Consider the following 15,465-nt stretch of genomic DNA (forward strand, 5'->3'; position numbering starts at 1 on the left):
TTGGCAATGCTGCGTTAAAACCGGTCCGGGACGCGGCGTCTCAAAGGTTCATGTACAGCACGCAAACTCCGCTTTTTCGGCCGTTTCTGCCTTGTCTTGCCTGCCTCGCCTGCGTTCTTCAACGGTCTATTACCGAATGGCCAGTTGCCAGGCTATTCCTTGCTCTTCAACAGGTCGCCGATGGCGGCGAAAGCCTTGTAGGTGGTGCGCGGGGCCGGGCGGGCACCGGGTTGTTCTTCACTGTGCCATTGCTGATCGGTGTAGCGGGAGTGCTCGTTGTCATGGCAGTAAAGGCAGAGCAGCTCCCAGTTGGAACCGTCGGGTGGATTGTTGTCATGGTTGTGGTCGCGATGGTGGACGGTGAGTTCACTCAAGCGCTTGCCGCTGAATTCGCGACCGCAACGGCCACAAACCCAGGGGTAGAGCTTCAGCGCCTGCTCGCGGTAACTGTGCTCACGACGCTTGCGCTCTTCTTCGAGCAGCCTGTCCAGCTTGCTCGGAGAGGATGTCGGCTTATCGCTGCCCATTCACTGTGCTCCAACGACCGGGGCCTGAAGAAAGTCTAGACCCCGCTCGGCAGATCGCAGGCTACCCGTCGCTTGGCCGCTAAGAATCTGGATGGCGGGCCTAGACTGAACAAAAGTTCAACGCTCGGGAGTCGGCTTGTGATCAAGCAATCCATTCGTTGTGCGCTGGCGTTCGTGGCGCTGTTGGTGGGCGTCGCTCAGGCGCAGCAGCCAGTGTCGGTGCCGGGGGCGAGGCCCGGCAGCGCAACGCCTCAGCCGTTCCCGAAGGTGACACCGCGCACCGTGACGACGCCGGCCCCCCAACGTGGCAATCCCCCCATGCTCAAGAACGACTCCCAGAGCCTGCGTCGGTTGAACGATTCCCTGGAGCAGCGGGACGGCTCGATCCCGCTGCTGGAGGAGCGCCAGGAGCGCAATGGCAAAGGGCTGGGGACCTCCACCGGCAACCCCTGATCAGCGTTGCGGCAGGCCCAGTACCTTGATCAGGAAGGCGTATTCCAGGGCCACATCGCGCAGTGCCTGGTAGCGGCCGCTCATGCCGCCATGGCCGGCGCCGAGGTCGGTCTTGAGCAGCAGTGGATGATCGTCGGTCCGAGTCGCGCGCAGCTTGGCCACCCATTTGGCAGCTTCCCAGTACTGCACCCGGCTGTCGTTGTAGCCGGCCACCACCAGCAGGGCCGGATAGGCTTGGGCACGTACGTTCTCATAGGGGGCGTAAGCGCGAATCCGCTCGAAAACGTGCGGTTCGGCGGGGTCGCCCCATTCGTCATACTCGGTGACGGTCAAGGGCAGGTCGGGGTTCTGCATGGTGTTGAGGGTGTCGACGAAAGGCACTTCGGCGATGGCGGCAGCGAACAGCTCAGGGCGCTGGTTGAGCACCGCGCCGATGAGCAGGCCACCCGCGCTTCCACCGCTGACAGCCAACTGGGCAGCAGTGGTGTAGCCCTGGGCGATCAGATGCTCGGCACAGGCGATGAAGTCGCCGAATGTATTGGTCTTGTTCTCCAGCTTGCCCGCACGGTACCAGGCCTCGCCCAACTCACCGCCGCCGCGGACGTGCGCGATGGCGAAGACGAAACCGCGCTCCAGCAGGCTCAGGCGGGCGTGGGAGAACCAGGGGTCGAGGCTCTCACCGTAGGCACCGTAGCCATAGAGGTAAAGCGGCGCAGGCGTGCCCAGCACTTCGCGCCGAGCGACCAGGCTGATGGGGATGCGCGTGCCATCGACTGCGGTCGCCCAGAGGCGCTGGCTGACGTAGGCGTCGGCATCGAAGGGACCTTCGACCGGAGTTTCCTTGAGCACCAGCTGAGCGCCGCCAGCCAGTTCCAGCTGACGCACTTGCGCCGGACGATTGAGCGCCTCGTAGCGCAGGCGGATCACCGGGCTGTCGAACTCCAGGCTGTCCTGGACGTAAAGGCTGTAGGCAGCATCCGGCAGCTGGACAGGGTAGGCGGATGCGCCTTCGGGGTGCACTTCGATGATCGGCAGGCCGCCTTCGCGCAGGCTTAGAACGAAGGCGCCGACGTTGAGGCTGACGCCTTCAAGCATCCGCGCCTCGTTGTGGGCGATCTGCTCTTGCCAATGCTCGCGGGTCGGTGTGGCTTCGGCGGCCCGGTACAGGGCGAAGTTGATACCGGTCTGGTTGCTGCGGATGAACCAGTGCCAGTCGCCTGCCAGCTTGCCGTGGTCAACGTAATACTCGTGGCCTTCCTCCCGTGGCGCCAGGCAGCGGAATTCAGCCTCCGGCGTGTCGGCATCCAGCACCCACGCCTCGCTAGTGGTCTTGCTGTTCAGCAGCAGGATCAACTGACGCTCGGAGCTCGCGCGGTAGCAGCTCAGGAAGAATCGACCGTCGCGCTCCTCGAAGATTGCATCGGCGGTTGCGCTGCCCAGGCGATGGCGATGCAGGCGATGGGGTCGGTGGGTCTCGTCCAGCTCGCCGAAGAACAGGGTCTGGCTGTCGTTGGCCCAGGTCATGCTACCGTCGCAGTGCTCGAAGGGCAGGGCATGGATTTCGCCGCTGCCCAGCTCCTTGACGAACAGTTGATACACCTCATCGCCACTGGTATCCAGGCTGTATGCCAAGCGGGCGTGGTCCGGACTGATGCTGAAGGCACCGATCGAGAGGAAGCCACCGGCCGCCAGCTCATTGGGGTCCAGCAACAGCTGCTCTGCGCCGACGTCGATTGTCAGGCTGCCGTCTGCAGGGCGCGGGCAGCGGTAATGGCGTGGGTATTCGTCGCCGGCGGTGGTGCGCTGGTAGTAGAGCCAGGGGCCCCATGGCACGGGCAGCGACAGGTCGGTTTCGCGGATGCGGCCCTTGATCTCCTGAAACAGGTTTTCGCGCAGCTCCGCCTGCCCGGCCAGTTCGGACTCCATCCATGCGTTCTCTGCTTCCAGGTAGGCAAGTACCTCCGGGGCGTCACGTTGTTCCAACCAGCGGTAGGGGTCGTCACCGGGTTCGATACGGGCAATGGGGGCTTCGGGCATGTGTACTCTCGAGGGCAGGGAGGTTCCGGACGTCGGCGGGGGCGCCGGAGCCAGGAAAAGCCGTTATCATAAGCGCCCTTTTGCCAGCCATGCCACGGACGCCAATGACTGAAAACGACTATCTCCTCGCCTGGGCCGCCTACGGACTCGCCGCACTCGGCTGCCTGTTGGTCTGGTTCCGCCTGACCGGCTGGATGTGGCGTTGGTTGCGTGAGCCCCTGCGGCTGCTGGTGGCGGTGCTGTTGCTGACGCCTACGATCGTCGACCCGGCGAAGGATCTCTTCGCCCCGGCCATCGCCATCACAGCCCTGGATCTGATCTTCAAGGTCGGCAACAACGCCTGGAAGGCCGCGCTGGACTTGACCATGTACAGCATCATCGGCCTAACCCTTTACCTGGTGTTCGCCAGCCTGCGCTGGCCGATCGAGCGAAAGCTCCACGCCCGCCGTGCTGAGCGCCAGGCAGCTGATCAGGCCGACGGTGAGCCCACGCTGCGTGAAATGATGCAGGAGCGTGACCACGCGCCCGGCGTGGATACCCGCATCGACGAGAACGGCGATCGTCGTTTGCGCATCGAGCCGAGGCTTTGACACAGCGGGCGCTATTGCGCCCGCTTCCTTACGCGTTCAGCATGAGCCATCCAACAAAAGGAACGCCCATGGACTGCGTGTTCTGCGCCATCGCCGCCGGCAGACTGCCGACTCACCTGCTGTATGAAGACGAGCACTTCCTGGTGCTTCTCGACATCTACCCACTTCGCCCGGCCCATGTGCTCATCGTGGCGCGCGAGCATGCTCCCCGCCTATCAGACCTTTCCGTCGATACCCGCGAACGCCTGCTGGCCTGCGCCGACAAGATCGGTAAGGCGCTGCAATGGGCCGGCTATGGCAGGCACGGCATCAACCTGCTGATCAACGACGGCCCGGCCGCCAACCAGCATGTGCCCCATCTGCACCTGCACCTGATCCCGCGGGAGCGAGGCGACCTCGTCGGCCTGCTCTGGCGGGCTTTCACGCGTTTCCTGCCGTTTGGTCGGGACAGGCTGCAAGCACGGCTGGAGCGTGAAGCCGAACAACTGAAGAATGCCTTGAAGCTAGAGTCCTGAACCATGTGCGAATTGCTTGGCATGAGCGCCAATGTCCCCACCGATATCGTCTTCAGCTTCACCGGCCTGATGCAGCGCGGAGGTGGCACCGGGCCGCATCGTGACGGTTGGGGGATCGGCTTCTATGAAGGCCGCGGGCTGCGGCTGTTCCAGGACCCGGCCGCCAGCGTCGAATCTGAGGTGGCGCGGCTCGTGCAGCGCTATCCGATCAAGAGCGAAACGGTGATCGGCCACATCCGCCAGGCCAACGTCGGCAAGGTCTGCCTGTCCAACACCCATCCCTTCGTCCGGGAGCTCTGGGGGCGCAACTGGTGTTTTGCGCATAACGGCCAACTGGAGGGCTTCGAGCCGCCCCAGGGGTTCTACTGGCCGGTGGGCGATACCGATAGTGAGGCCGCTTTCTGCAACCTGTTGAATCGGGTCCGGGGCGCCTTTCCGGGGCCGGTGATGGCGGAGATCCTGCTGCCTGTATTGGTCCAGGTCTGCTTCGAACTCCGTCAGAAGGGCGTATTCAATTGCCTGCTCAGCGACGGCGACTGGCTGTTTAGTTTCTGCTCGACCAAGCTCGCTCATATCACCCGCCGTGCGCCTTTCGGTCCCGCACGGCTCAAGGATGCCGACCTGACCGTCGACTTCCAGGCCGAGACCACGCCGAACGATGTGGTGACCGTCATCGCCACCGAGCCTCTGACTGACAACGAAACCTGGTCGCTCTACCAGCCGGGCGAGTGGATCCTCTGGCGCCGTGGCGAAATCGTTGCCCAGGGTCAAACCTGAGTCCCGAGGAGGACAGGGAATGTTCAGAAGCTATTTGCGCCTCATCCTGTTCACCTTCGGCCTGCTGGTCGGGGTGCAGGTGCCCGGTTTCATCGACGATTACGCCAAGCGTGTCGAGGCCCATCGCTTGGAGGCGGAGCAGGGCCTGAAGGGCTTTCGCGCAACGGCCAAGCGCTTCTTCAAGGGTGACCTGGATGCGCTGGTAGCCCATTATCGGGTCAGCGACGACCCGGTGATGCGTAACGATGCCCAGAGCGTGTCCAGCCTCGTCAGCCGAGCCCAGCTGCTGGAGCGGGAGTGGCGGGCCATGCAGGGCCCCTGGTATCTGCGCGCCTGGCATGTTGTGCTCGGCGCCGACCCCGAACTGCGCAAGGAAACCCTGGCTGCTTACAACTATCAGGTGCTGCTGGCGCCCGGGGCCATTGCCTGGGGCCTTGGCGCCGGGCTATTGCTGGCCTGGCTGGTCGAAAGTCAATTTGTGCTGCTGGGGTGGGCCATCAGCGGCGGGCGTAGCCGCAAAGTGCAGGAACGGCATTGGCGCTGAGCCGGGCGATTGTGGGCAATGTCCTATCGGAGCCAATGAATTGGCTCTGCCCCAGTCAAGTGTTGCTACTGGCTGCATTCAGGGTAGGAGCGAGCCTGCCCGCGAACCGGACCTTTTCGCGAGTAAGCTCGCTCCTACTAGGCTCTTCGCTCGAGAGTCTATTTCTGGCGAAAGCTAGCGCTAACCTGCCAGAACGCGTCCAGCAGGGCCTGTTTTCAAACCGCCAGGCAGCTCACCCGTGGAAAAGGGTATCGCTGCGCTCAACCACATTCTACGGATGCTTCGATGTACTGATCGGCATCCGACACGAGTCTCTCCTCTCCCCGCGGGAAAGGCGCGGGGGTGAGGGAAGACTGGGCAACCTTCTCACCACGCGCCGAATCACGGATCACCTGACGAGGCAATTTCACTCGGTAAATTCGCGTTTGCCACCACCGGCTCTAGGCTAGATAAGGACAGCAGGACGGCCAGGAACGTCATACGGCACGCCATCGCAACCCGATTCGTTACATGACATGCCGCTTAACCGTATTTGTCTATCGCGGGCGAATATCCGAACAGGAGGCAAGCATGAGCAAGGCGCCGATTGTTAATCCGGCTGTGGCCATTCCTCGGCGGGTGTTCCTGCAGGGGAGTGCGGTGATGGTAGGAAGCGCACTTCTGGCTCGGCCCATACTGGCTGCCAAGCAACTCTGTCATCCCACGCAATCCGATATCATCGGTCCGTACTATCGGTTCGGGGCTCCCTTTCGCACCCAACTGGCAAGCCTCGGTGAACCCGGTGACAGGCTCGTCCTGACAGGTACGGTGTTCAGTTCTGACTGCGCTATGCCCCTCCCCGGAGCACTGATTGAAGTGTGGCAAGCGAATGCGGCTGGCTTATATGACACCAACAAGCCAGGCAATTTCACCGAGGCCAGAACCTTCAACTTGCGGGGAATGCTGTACACGAATGAAAAGGGGCAATACGAGATCGAGACGATTGTGCCTGGCCGATACCCGATCCCGCCCAATCTCCCGGGGCTCGAGAAATATGCGGGTATGACGCGCCCCGCGCACATCCACATGCGAGTCATGGAATCGCTGCATGTGCCGGTTACGACGCAGCTCTATTTCAAGGGCGACCCCTTCATTGCCGACGATCCCTGGGCGGGCCTGAAACCATCGCTGGTGATTGATTTGAAACAGGATGGCAAGGTGCGGCGTGGTGTTTTTGATGTCGTACTTGCGAGGGGATTTTAGTCGGCTCCTTTGGCGACCGGTTGCGGATGATGCGATTGCCCCTTCTGCACTTTGGCCCGGAGACGACTGAGCCCCCGTTGGTTGTTCAAGTTACTTTCCTGACGCCCATTTGTGGTCGGTTTGGCCAACGCACGTCGTAGGCACGATCGGCAGAGAGCGGAGACAGATGGACGAGTCTTGGCTGCGCGTGCCGCTGCAGGTACCTAAATGACGAACCAGCCAAGAACGGCTTTCCCCGTTCCTCTTTCTGACGTCTGGTATGCCCTCGACTAGACTTGCTGTTGCCAGGAAGGGGGATACGCTCTTGGTTAAATTGTCGTTTCCGAGCAGGGGACGAATGAGCCAGGCTGTCACTCCCCTCCGTAGGCCCTACCGCATCGAACATCAACACCTGACCAGTATCGTCTCTCGTTGACTGCAGTAGCCCGGGCTTTCGCCTTGGCATTGCCATCTGGGCCCGGCGGGAGCGCGATGTAAATCCGGTGTTCTCGACTGGTTCGAAGCGCTATCCGGTGAGGCGACGCAGGGCTGCCGGTGCAGGCTACGCTTAGGTGTCGAGGCTCAGTCTAGTGAGGAGGGGAGACGATGCGGATATTGCGATTGGGCATGCTGGCATTGGCAGCATGCTTGACCCTGGCGACGGCATCGGGAAATGCCCGTGCCGGCGAGGTGCCCATGATCACCGGCGAGCAATGGATGCAGTCGTCGGAGCAACTGAAGAAGGCCTATCTCATCGGCATCGCCAACGCCTACCAGGTGGAGGCGGCCTACTATGAGGCGAAGCCGCCGTCTGATGAGCAGAGCTTGATCCCGCGTTTCAGCAGAGGGCTGAAGGGTCACACGCTCGACAGTGTGCGCGAAGGGCTAAACCAGTGGTACGCCTCCAATCCCGACCGTGTGAAACGACCCGTCATCGAGACCATCTGGTTTGAGATGGTCTTGCCTGGCCTGCAGCAGAATAGGTAGCGGAGATGAACATGAAGCGGTTCCTATCAATTGCCGCAGCCCTCACTGCTGTGAGTGTGATTGGCTGCACTTCGATGACCCCCCAGCAGCAGGGGACGATGAGCGGCGCGGCCATCGGTGCTGCGGCCGGCGCCGGCATTGCTGCGATCGCCGGCGGCAGTGGATGGACCGGCGCGGCGATCGGTGCCGTCGCCGGCGGGGTTGCCGGCAACATCAAAGGCAGCAAACAGCAGAAATAGGTGTAGGGCACGGACCCGCCTGCATCGGCAAGCCCGTTCAACCGCGCATTGCCTCGTAAAGCAACGCCAGAACCCCTAAACAAACACGGGCCCCGCAGGGCCCGTTTTCATTTGGAGAGGAACTTCATCCCGTCTTCAAGTCCGCTCAGTGTTAGCGGGTACATCCGGTCTTCGATCAGCTCGCGGACGATGTTGGTGGAGGCGGTGTAGTTCCAGGTGTCCTTGGGGTAGGGGTTGATCCAGATGAGCTTCTTGTATTTCTCCATGAAGCGTTTCATCCAGACGTAACCCGGCTCCTCGTTCCAGTGCTCGACGCTGCCGCCAGCCTGGGTGATTTCGTAGGGTGCCATGGCGGCGTCCCCGACGAAGACCACTTTGTAGTCCGGGCCGTACTTGTGCAGTACGTCCAGGGTGGCGGTACGTTCCGAGGTACGGCGCAAGTTGTTCTTCCACATCGATTCGTAGATGAAGTTGTGGAAGTAGAAGTACTCCAGGTGCTTGAACTCGGTCTTGCAGGCCGAGAACAGCTCTTCGCAGACCTTCACGTGGGCATCCATCGAACCGCCGATGTCCAGCAGGAGCAGCAGCTTCACCGTGTTGCGCCGTTCGGGGCGCATCTGGATGTTGAGCAGGCCGGCATCCTTGGCGGTGTGGTCGATGGTGCCTTCGAGGTCGAGTTCTTCCGCAGCGCCTTCGCGGGCGAACTTGCGCAGGCGGCGCAGGGCGACCTTGATGTTGCGGGTACCGAGTTCCACCTGGTCGTCGAGGTTCTTGTATTCGCGCTGGTCCCAGACCTTGACTGCCTTGCCCTGGCGCTTGCCAGCGTCGCCCACGCGGATGCCTTCGGGGTTGAAGCCGCCGGAGCCGAAGGGGCTGGTCCCGTCGGTGCCGATCCACTTGTTGCCGCCGGCATGGCGCTCCTTCTGTTCCTCCAGGCGCTTCTTGAACTCCTCAATCAGTTTGTCGAGGCCGCCCAGGGTCTGGATCTGCGCCTTTTCCTCGTCGGTCAGCATGCGCTCGAACTCCTTGCGCAGCCATTCATCCGGGATCAGTGCCTGGAGATAATCGTCGAGCTTCTCCAGGCCTTTGAAGTAGGCGCTGAAGGCGCGGTCGAACTTGTCGAAATGGCGCTCGTCCTTGACCAGGACCGTGCGGGCGAGGAAGTAGAACTCGTCCATATCGGCGAACACCACGTTGTGTTTCAACGCGTTGATCAGGTCGAGCAGCTCGCGCACCGAGACCGGAACCTTGGCCGCGCGCATTTCGTTGAACAGGTTGAGCAGCATGGCTGCACCCTCATCTATTTATCTGTGTGAAGCGCTAGGAGCGTGGCTCCTGCGGCAGGCCGTCGGCGATGGCGTACCAGTCGGCCTTGGATTCCGGGTAGATATGCTTCTGCGGAATCTCGCCCAGCGGTGTGTCCAGGGTGCCCAAGGCCACGGAGAGCCATTCGGGATAAGGCTGTTCGCTAAACCATTGCAGTGTCGAGCCACAGTGCTTGCAAAAGGTGCGGGTCACCCCAGGCGAGGAGTGGAACTCGGCCACCGAATCCTGCCCCTGGGTGAAGCGGAAGTCCTTGCGGCGGACATTGCCGTAGGTGCCGAATGCCGCGCCGTGGGCCTTGCGGCACATGGAGCAATGGCAATGGGTGGCTGATCTGATCGGTGCGTCGATCTCGTATTTCACTGCACCGCATAGGCAGCTGCCGCTATGCATGGCTACACCCCCTCCAAATACGCTTGTCTCGTAGGAGCGAGCTTGCTCGCGAACATGGGCGGACGGCTTCGCGAGCAAGCTCGCTCCTACGGTGATGGATTGTTCAGCTTCAGCGGGAGGCGCGGCGGCTCATGAAGGCCAGGCGCTCGAGCAGCTGCACGTCCTGCTCGTTCTTCACCAGGGCGCCGGCCAGCGGCGGGATGGCCTTGGTCGGGTCGCGTTCACGCAGTACGGCTTCGCCAATGTTGTCGGCCATCAGCAGCTTGAGCCAGTCCACCAGCTCGGAGGTGGAGGGCTTTTTCTTCAGGCCTGGCACCTTGCGCACGTCGAAGAACACGTCCAGCGCTTCGGAAACCAGCTCGGCCTTGATACTCGGGTAGTGCACGTCGACGATCTTCTGCAGGGTCTCGCGATCCGGGAAGGCGATGTAGTGGAAGAAGCAGCGGCGCAGGAAGGCATCCGGCAGCTCCTTCTCGTTGTTCGAGGTGATGATGATGATCGGGCGCTGCTTGGCCTTGATGGTTTCGTTAGTCTCGTAGACGTAGAACTCCATCTTGTCGAGTTCCTGCAGCAAGTCGTTGGGAAACTCGATGTCGGCCTTGTCGATTTCGTCGATCAGCAGGATGACGCGCTCTTCAGCCTCGAAGGCCTCCCACAGCTTGCCTTTCTTGATGTAGTTGCGAACGTCGTGGACCTTGTCGGAATCGAGCTGGGAGTCGCGCAGGCGGCTCACGGCATCGTATTCGTACAGGCCCTGGTGTGCCTTGGTGGTGGACTTGATGTGCCAGGTGATCAGCTTGGCGCCGAAGGCCTCGGCCAGTTGCTCGGCCAGCATGGTCTTGCCAGTACCCGGTTCGCCCTTGACCAGCAGCGGGCGCTGCAGAGTGATGGCGGCGTTCACCGCGAGCTTCAGATCATCGGTGGCGACGTAGGACTGGGTGCCTTCGAACTTCATCAGGGAATCCTCGAACTCGGGCGCCTCGGCACGAAACCGGGCGGTTCAGTATTTGGGAAAAACCTGACTATAACTTGCGCGCCGGTCGACTGTGAACGCAGAACCTTCATTCAGTCACTGAATGGTGGGTCACCTCGCGACTGCAGGCACCAATACGCTGGACGCTCCCCTTGGCGCCGACATAGGCTTGGCGTTTTTCCGGCATGAGAAGGAATCCGCCATGAGCCGTATCTTCGCTGACAATTCACAATCCATCGGCAACACGCCTCTGGTCAGGATCAACCACCTGGGGCCCAAGGGCGTGAGTATCCTCGCCAAGACAGAGGGCCGTAACCCGGCCTATTCGGTGAAGTGCCGCATTGGCGCCAGCATGATCTGGGACGCTGAGGAGTCTGGCCGTCTGAAGCCGGGCATGACCATCGTTGAGCCCACCTCCGGCAACACCGGTATCGGTCTGGCGTTCGTCGCGGCTGCGCGCGGCTACAAGCTGGTGCTTACCATGCCCGCCTCGATGAGCCTGGAGCGTCGCAAAGTGCTCAAGGCGCTGGGCGCCGAGCTGGTGCTGACCGAGCCAGCCAAGGGCATGAAGGGTGCCATCGAGAAAGCCAATGAATTGGTGGCCGCCAATCCCGAACAGTTCCTGCTGCTGCAGCAGTTCGAGAACCCGGCCAACCCGGCGATCCACGAAAAGACTACCGGCCCGGAAATCTGGAATGACACTGATGGCTCCATCGATGTACTGGTCGCGGGGGTCGGTACCGGCGGCACCATTACGGGTGTCTCTCGCTATATCAAGAAGATCTGCGGGAAACCGATCCTGTCGGTGGCGGTGGAGCCGATCAGCTCGCCGGTGATCAGCCAGACCATGGCGGGTGAGGAGGTAAAGCCCAGCCCGCACAAGATCCAGGGGATCGGTGCCGGCTTCGTGCCGAAGAACCTCGATCTGTCCATCGTCGACCGGGTCGAGCAGGTCAACGATGACGAGTCCAAGGCCATGGCCCTTCGCCTGATGCGCGAAGAGGGCATTCTCAGCGGGATTTCGGGTGGCGCAGCCATGGCAGCTGCCGTACGCCTGGCTGAGGATGCATCGATGCAGGGCAAGACCATCGTGGTGATCCTGCCCGACTCGGGAGAGCGTTACCTGTCGAGCATGCTGTTCGACGGTCTGTTCGGCGAACAGGAACTGCAGCAGTAAGACCGAGACAGCCCCTCAGGCGTCGCTCGGCACCTGAGGGGTTGCACATCGCTGATCCCTTCGTCCCTAAACCGAGCGTGCAGTCTCCGCCGCTACCGGCGCCGGCTTGAGCACCAGCCACAACGCCAACGCAATCAACACACCACCTTGCAGGTGGGCCATCGACAGCGATTCGTCTAGCAGCAGCACGCCCCAGAACACGCCGAAGGGCGGAATCAGGAAGGTGACCGTCATGGTCTTGACCGGCCCGACATTGGCGATCAGGCGAAAGTAGAGGATGTAGGCGAACGAGGTGCAGACGAAACCCAGCGCTGCCAGCGACAGCCAGACCTTCATATCGAGCAGCGGTGTCAGTGGCATGGCTGGGGCGTTCCAGGCGAAAGCCGGCACCAGGCACAATGTGGCGCCGATCTGACAGCCGAGGGCCACCAGGCCGCTGTCCATGCCGCCGGCCTCGGTGATCCAGCGCTTGGTCATGAAGCCGGCGAAGCCGTAGCAGGTGGTGGCCAGCAGGCAGGCGGCAGCGCCCCATAGCAGATCCTGGTCAAACGCCACCGGACCCGTCCGGGTCAGCACGGCGACCCCGGCCAGCCCCATCAACACACCACCAGCCTTGGCGCCGGTCAGCTTCTCGCTGAAGAACAGCGCGCCGATCAGGACACCCATTAATGGCGTCGTTGCATTGAAGATCGCCGAATATCCAGCCGGCAGCACTTGCGCGGCCAGGGCGTACATGGCGGCAGGCACACCCGAGCTGACGATGCCGATCACCAGGGTCTTGCCCAGTTTGCCGCGAAAATCCCACTGGCTGCGGAGCACGGCGAGAATCACCAGTAGGCCGATACTGGAGAGCAGTACGCGTAGAAAGGCTGTCGGCAGGGCGCCGATATCCGGCACCAGCAGGCGAATGAACAGGAAACTGGCTCCCCAGATGGCTGCGAGGCTGAGCAGGCGGATGAGATCGGCGGGTTTCATGGGACGCTCCTTGCAGGGGGAGCGCGCACGATGACGCCGCCCGGCGGGCGGCGCAATCTACAACTTGCCTTCAAATTGGCGGCACAGTTTTCCGCTGTGATGCCCCGCGTGGCTCAAGGCGGCTGCTTCGTACCCCTTGGCGATCGAGATCGCCCTCACAGCCTACAAAGCAGCAGAGCCCTGGGAGCGGCCCGATCTCAGAAGCTCTTGCTCAGGCTCGCCACCCACTTGGTGCTGCAGACATCGTTGAAGCCGTGGTAGCTGGCGCACTCCGACTCGGAGAGGTTGGTTTCGATTTCAATTTGAGTGGGGGCGTGGTTATTGATCTATGTAGTACGCGCCCTGATCATGTTTCTTTCGAAATCGACGCTAGAGGGCCGTCTGGTTAGTCCAATAGCTTCTGTTTGATTTCGGCGAGCTTTGCCCGATGACCAAATATCCATGCTTTGGCGATGAGTTATCACTTGCACATACTGAATCCACCGGCCCATCCTGATTATTAGGAGTAGGCCCCGTATCTAGTGAGCGGCTTATATATACGTCCTCATCCTCCTCGGATAACGTATCAGCCATACCTACATAGCGGTCACCGGCGAAAACCAACTGACAGGAAAACAGCAAAACCACAAAAAATAACAAACTTCCCTAGTTGGGGTATTTACTTGAAAAATATTGTAAAATTCATTCAGTGGCCAAGCAATTTCTTGGTGGTATTTCGCTGTATTGGTTGGCTCAGCTCTAGCTAGCATTTCAACCGTTACAACATGCTTTTTATCAAAATTCACCGCCATTCCAAGATGGTGCAAGTGATAAGCTTTCCCGGTACTTGGCGAATATCCACTTCGCTGCCACATCTCCCCATCATGCCAATTTACTTATTCGCTCTTTCTCCGCCATCCAGTTCAGCATAGGTGCCGACGTGGTATGGCCCAGTACATCGTTCAGGGCGTCCCATTTGCTATTCCGGTAATACCACTCGCTCTCGTAGTAGATAATCAGTTGAGCAATGGATTGGGCGTGGGCTAGAAAACTGCTCGCGGTAATCGATTTGTCAAACAATGGCTTCTGGGAAAGATCTAAGGAAGTCTTGAATTGTACAGCTCTACATAATATTCAAACTCAGATCTTGAAATTGTTTTTCGTTGGGGTGAGGCGGCTTTAGGGAAGGTGTTCTCAATATAGCCTGATTCTTTAATATAATCATATTCAGCCACGGTGTGGATATCATTCGAAATCAAGATGTATTTATAGTCGCAGCACCCACCCTTGCTGAATCCCATAATAGTGCGCCTGAGGTGCATGACCCTTGGGTTGTTTATTTCTTTAATCTCATTGCGTGATGAGATGAATGCCTTTTTTATTGGGTCGTATTCGTAGTTAATGTATGAGGAATTGGGAATTCCAGAGACGGCAAGTATTCTCATGTCAGGGTATCCATCAAAATTAAAGTCCTCAAACTCTAATTTTGGCAAGCCCTCTGCACTTGATATTGAGATTTTCTGACTCATCCCTTCAGTAAAAATTATTTCCACTTCGTCTGCTGCTACTGATATGGATCTTATGGTTTCTCGCAATGGTTTTGATGAAGGGGCCAGGTTAGCCTTGTGAGATGATGTACCGTCGCTCCATACTCCAGAGAACCAGCCATTGTTTTCATTCAAGATAAAGCTAACTCCCTCCGCCTCACTTAGCTCAAGCTTTTTTGTTCTATATTTTCCAGATAGGTTGATAGGATTTTCATATTTGTTGTAAATGTATCTGCCTTTCACTTGATTTTCGATAAACGTTAACTTCATACTTATCGGGTGGCGAGCAATAAATCCTCTATAGAATATGGTTTCGCTAATTTTTTGCTCGCTGGAACAGGCTAGGCTAGAGAGTAGGTATAGCAATATTGAGTAGGCTATTTTTGACTTCATTATTTAATTGCCAATATCTCTTTTGTTCTGGCGAGCATTGCGGCTCGCTCTCTCATGTGGTTTGGTTCAAGTTCTCTATTGGGATAGTAAGGGTTGGATTGTTGAGCCCATCCATTTACATAGACGGACACCCAGTAAAGATCATCTATATCGGCCGCCTCGTTTATCCTTGGTTTGATTTTTGACCAGAAATATCCAGAGGCTAAAGCTGATATTTCAGGAGAGTCAGATACTCTTTTTGCCATTTCTGTGCTGGACGTTATATCTGTCACCATATTCAAGGCTGCTAGGTAATTCTCGCATGCTTCGTAGTTAGATCTGCCTGTCAACTGAAGCAGCCCTCTGCCTTTAAAGCGCCTTCCATCTCCTGCTTGTGTATTTCCAAGGTCTTCTCGCCATTCGTAGGCTGAGCCCGAAGCGAGTTCTTCGGAGTATTTCAGTTCGGCAGTCTCATGAGCGACTTGGGCTAGAAAGTGAGAAATCCTAAGGTGGCTATTTATCTCAAAAATCGCCATGGCTTTATTTATTGGTAATAGATACTTATCTATAGTCTCTCCAGATGCTGATTTCATGATTAGAGATAGTTGTTCCCTGGTTACCAATAGTGATTCCTCTTGATGTGGCGCTAACTTCAGTCCAATTGGCTGTAGGTGATAAACCTTTCCGTTTTCAGGAAATATCCCCCGAGCCGCCACTTCCGCCCACCACGCCAATTTCCTTATTCGCTCTTTCTCCGCCATCCAGTTCAGTATCGGTGCCGAGGTGGTATGGCCCAGTACATCGTCCAGGGCATCCCATTTGCTATCCCGGTAAAG

Annotated in this window: 17 protein-coding genes; 9 read left to right on the plus strand and 8 right to left on the minus strand. The window is 59.1% G+C overall.

Annotated elements, in window-relative coordinates; translation table 11 throughout:
• Window positions 1–152 precede the first annotated feature (152 nt).
• A complete protein-coding gene (locus J7302_RS13950; protein WP_215375409.1) occupies window positions 153–527 on the minus strand; it encodes a YajD family HNH nuclease in 375 nt (124 codons plus the stop codon).
• A 138-nt stretch (window positions 528–665) separates the two neighbouring features.
• Here J7302_RS13950 and J7302_RS13955 point away from each other — a divergent pair, with 138 nt between their 5' ends.
• Window positions 666–980, plus strand: coding sequence for a hypothetical protein (locus tag J7302_RS13955; RefSeq protein WP_215375411.1), 315 nt, complete (start codon window positions 666–668; stop codon window positions 978–980).
• On the opposite strand, the gene J7302_RS13960 is transcribed toward J7302_RS13955, so the two are convergent.
• A complete protein-coding gene (locus J7302_RS13960) occupies window positions 981–3,017 on the minus strand; it encodes a S9 family peptidase (RefSeq protein WP_215375413.1) in 2,037 nt (678 codons plus the stop codon).
• 104 nt (window positions 3,018–3,121) lie between these two features.
• Here J7302_RS13960 and J7302_RS13965 point away from each other — a divergent pair, with 104 nt between their 5' ends.
• From J7302_RS13965 to J7302_RS13995, 7 genes are all read left to right on the plus strand, one after another.
• A complete protein-coding gene (locus tag J7302_RS13965; RefSeq protein ID WP_215375416.1) occupies window positions 3,122–3,607 on the plus strand; it encodes an MFS transporter in 486 nt (161 codons plus the stop codon).
• 68 nt (window positions 3,608–3,675) lie between these two features.
• On the plus strand, window positions 3,676–4,122 hold the full coding sequence (locus J7302_RS13970) for an HIT family protein (RefSeq protein WP_215375418.1): 447 nt from the start codon (window positions 3,676–3,678) through the stop codon (window positions 4,120–4,122).
• Between the two features lie 3 nt (window positions 4,123–4,125).
• Window positions 4,126–4,899 (plus strand): class II glutamine amidotransferase, encoded by a 774-nt coding sequence (locus J7302_RS13975; protein WP_215375420.1) that lies wholly within the window; start codon window positions 4,126–4,128, stop codon window positions 4,897–4,899.
• A gap of 19 nt (window positions 4,900–4,918) precedes the next feature.
• The gene (locus J7302_RS13980) at window positions 4,919–5,443 is read left to right on the plus strand and encodes a DUF2937 family protein (RefSeq protein WP_215375423.1); all 525 of its coding nucleotides are present in this window, start codon (window positions 4,919–4,921) and stop codon (window positions 5,441–5,443) included.
• Between the two features lie 570 nt (window positions 5,444–6,013).
• Window positions 6,014–6,685 (plus strand): dioxygenase family protein, encoded by a 672-nt coding sequence (locus tag J7302_RS13985; protein ID WP_215375426.1) that lies wholly within the window; start codon window positions 6,014–6,016, stop codon window positions 6,683–6,685.
• A gap of 585 nt (window positions 6,686–7,270) precedes the next feature.
• Window positions 7,271–7,651 (plus strand): hypothetical protein, encoded by a 381-nt coding sequence (locus J7302_RS13990; protein ID WP_215375431.1) that lies wholly within the window; start codon window positions 7,271–7,273, stop codon window positions 7,649–7,651.
• A gap of 5 nt (window positions 7,652–7,656) precedes the next feature.
• Window positions 7,657–7,890: a YMGG-like glycine zipper-containing protein gene (locus J7302_RS13995; RefSeq protein WP_251702057.1), complete on the plus strand. Its 234-nt coding sequence runs from the start codon at window positions 7,657–7,659 to the stop codon at window positions 7,888–7,890.
• Between the two features lie 107 nt (window positions 7,891–7,997).
• On the opposite strand, the gene J7302_RS14000 is transcribed toward J7302_RS13995, so the two are convergent.
• From J7302_RS14000 to J7302_RS14010, 3 genes are all read right to left on the minus strand, one after another.
• A complete protein-coding gene (locus J7302_RS14000) occupies window positions 7,998–9,176 on the minus strand; it encodes a vWA domain-containing protein (RefSeq protein ID WP_215375434.1) in 1,179 nt (392 codons plus the stop codon).
• A 34-nt stretch (window positions 9,177–9,210) separates the two neighbouring features.
• Window positions 9,211–9,606 carry a GFA family protein gene (locus J7302_RS14005; protein WP_215375437.1) on the minus strand — a complete coding sequence of 132 codons (396 nt, stop codon included), beginning with the start codon at window positions 9,604–9,606 and terminating at the stop codon, window positions 9,211–9,213.
• Window positions 9,607–9,715: 109 nt separating this feature from the next.
• Window positions 9,716–10,561, minus strand: a complete 846-nt coding sequence (locus J7302_RS14010; protein ID WP_215375440.1) for an AAA family ATPase — start codon at window positions 10,559–10,561, stop codon at window positions 9,716–9,718.
• Window positions 10,562–10,781: 220 nt separating this feature from the next.
• Between J7302_RS14010 and cysK the strand changes: the two genes are divergently transcribed.
• Complete coding sequence (gene cysK, locus J7302_RS14015) at window positions 10,782–11,756, plus strand: cysteine synthase A (protein ID WP_215375443.1); 975 nt, start codon at window positions 10,782–10,784, stop codon at window positions 11,754–11,756.
• A gap of 66 nt (window positions 11,757–11,822) precedes the next feature.
• Here the strand turns inward: cysK and J7302_RS14020 are convergent, their stop codons facing one another.
• The 3 genes from J7302_RS14020 to J7302_RS14030 form a co-directional block, all read right to left on the minus strand.
• Window positions 11,823–12,731, minus strand: a complete 909-nt coding sequence (locus tag J7302_RS14020; protein ID WP_215375448.1) for a DMT family transporter — start codon at window positions 12,729–12,731, stop codon at window positions 11,823–11,825.
• A 1,076-nt stretch (window positions 12,732–13,807) separates the two neighbouring features.
• Entirely contained in the window at window positions 13,808–14,650 is an 843-nt protein-coding gene (locus J7302_RS14025) for an XAC2610-related protein (protein WP_215375451.1), read from the minus strand.
• A partial coding sequence (locus tag J7302_RS14030; RefSeq protein WP_394359088.1) for a glycoside hydrolase family 19 protein occupies window positions 14,650–15,465 on the minus strand: 816 nt, incomplete at its 5' end. The genes J7302_RS14030 and J7302_RS14025, both read right to left, overlap by 1 nt.

Origin of the sequence: Metapseudomonas boanensis (assembly GCF_018704125.1) — a bacterium.
Taxonomy (GTDB): Bacteria; Pseudomonadota; Gammaproteobacteria; order Pseudomonadales; family Pseudomonadaceae; genus Metapseudomonas; species Metapseudomonas boanensis.

Excerpts from the sequence above, each read along its gene's own strand:
- J7302_RS14010 (WP_215375440.1), bottom strand. The coding sequence starts at position 10,561 with ATGAAGTTCGAAGGCACCCAGTCCTACGTCGCCACCGATGATCTGAAG.
- J7302_RS13965 (WP_215375416.1), top strand. The coding sequence starts at position 3,122 with ATGACTGAAAACGACTATCTCCTCGCCTGGGCCGCCTACGGACTCGCC.
- cysK (WP_215375443.1), top strand. The coding sequence starts at position 10,782 with ATGAGCCGTATCTTCGCTGACAATTCACAATCCATCGGCAACACGCCT.
- J7302_RS13970 (WP_215375418.1), top strand. The coding sequence starts at position 3,676 with ATGGACTGCGTGTTCTGCGCCATCGCCGCCGGCAGACTGCCGACTCAC.
- J7302_RS13990 (WP_215375431.1), top strand. The coding sequence starts at position 7,271 with ATGCGGATATTGCGATTGGGCATGCTGGCATTGGCAGCATGCTTGACC.
- J7302_RS14025 (WP_215375451.1), bottom strand. The coding sequence starts at position 14,650 with ATGAAGTCAAAAATAGCCTACTCAATATTGCTATACCTACTCTCTAGC.
- J7302_RS13960 (WP_215375413.1), bottom strand. The coding sequence starts at position 3,017 with ATGCCCGAAGCCCCCATTGCCCGTATCGAACCCGGTGACGACCCCTAC.
- J7302_RS14020 (WP_215375448.1), bottom strand. The coding sequence starts at position 12,731 with ATGAAACCCGCCGATCTCATCCGCCTGCTCAGCCTCGCAGCCATCTGG.
- J7302_RS14005 (WP_215375437.1), bottom strand. The coding sequence starts at position 9,606 with ATGCATAGCGGCAGCTGCCTATGCGGTGCAGTGAAATACGAGATCGAC.
- J7302_RS13995 (WP_251702057.1), top strand. The coding sequence starts at position 7,657 with ATGAACATGAAGCGGTTCCTATCAATTGCCGCAGCCCTCACTGCTGTG.
- J7302_RS13980 (WP_215375423.1), top strand. The coding sequence starts at position 4,919 with ATGTTCAGAAGCTATTTGCGCCTCATCCTGTTCACCTTCGGCCTGCTG.
- J7302_RS13985 (WP_215375426.1), top strand. The coding sequence starts at position 6,014 with ATGAGCAAGGCGCCGATTGTTAATCCGGCTGTGGCCATTCCTCGGCGG.
- J7302_RS14000 (WP_215375434.1), bottom strand. The coding sequence starts at position 9,176 with ATGCTGCTCAACCTGTTCAACGAAATGCGCGCGGCCAAGGTTCCGGTC.
- J7302_RS13950 (WP_215375409.1), bottom strand. The coding sequence starts at position 527 with ATGGGCAGCGATAAGCCGACATCCTCTCCGAGCAAGCTGGACAGGCTG.
- J7302_RS13975 (WP_215375420.1), top strand. The coding sequence starts at position 4,126 with ATGTGCGAATTGCTTGGCATGAGCGCCAATGTCCCCACCGATATCGTC.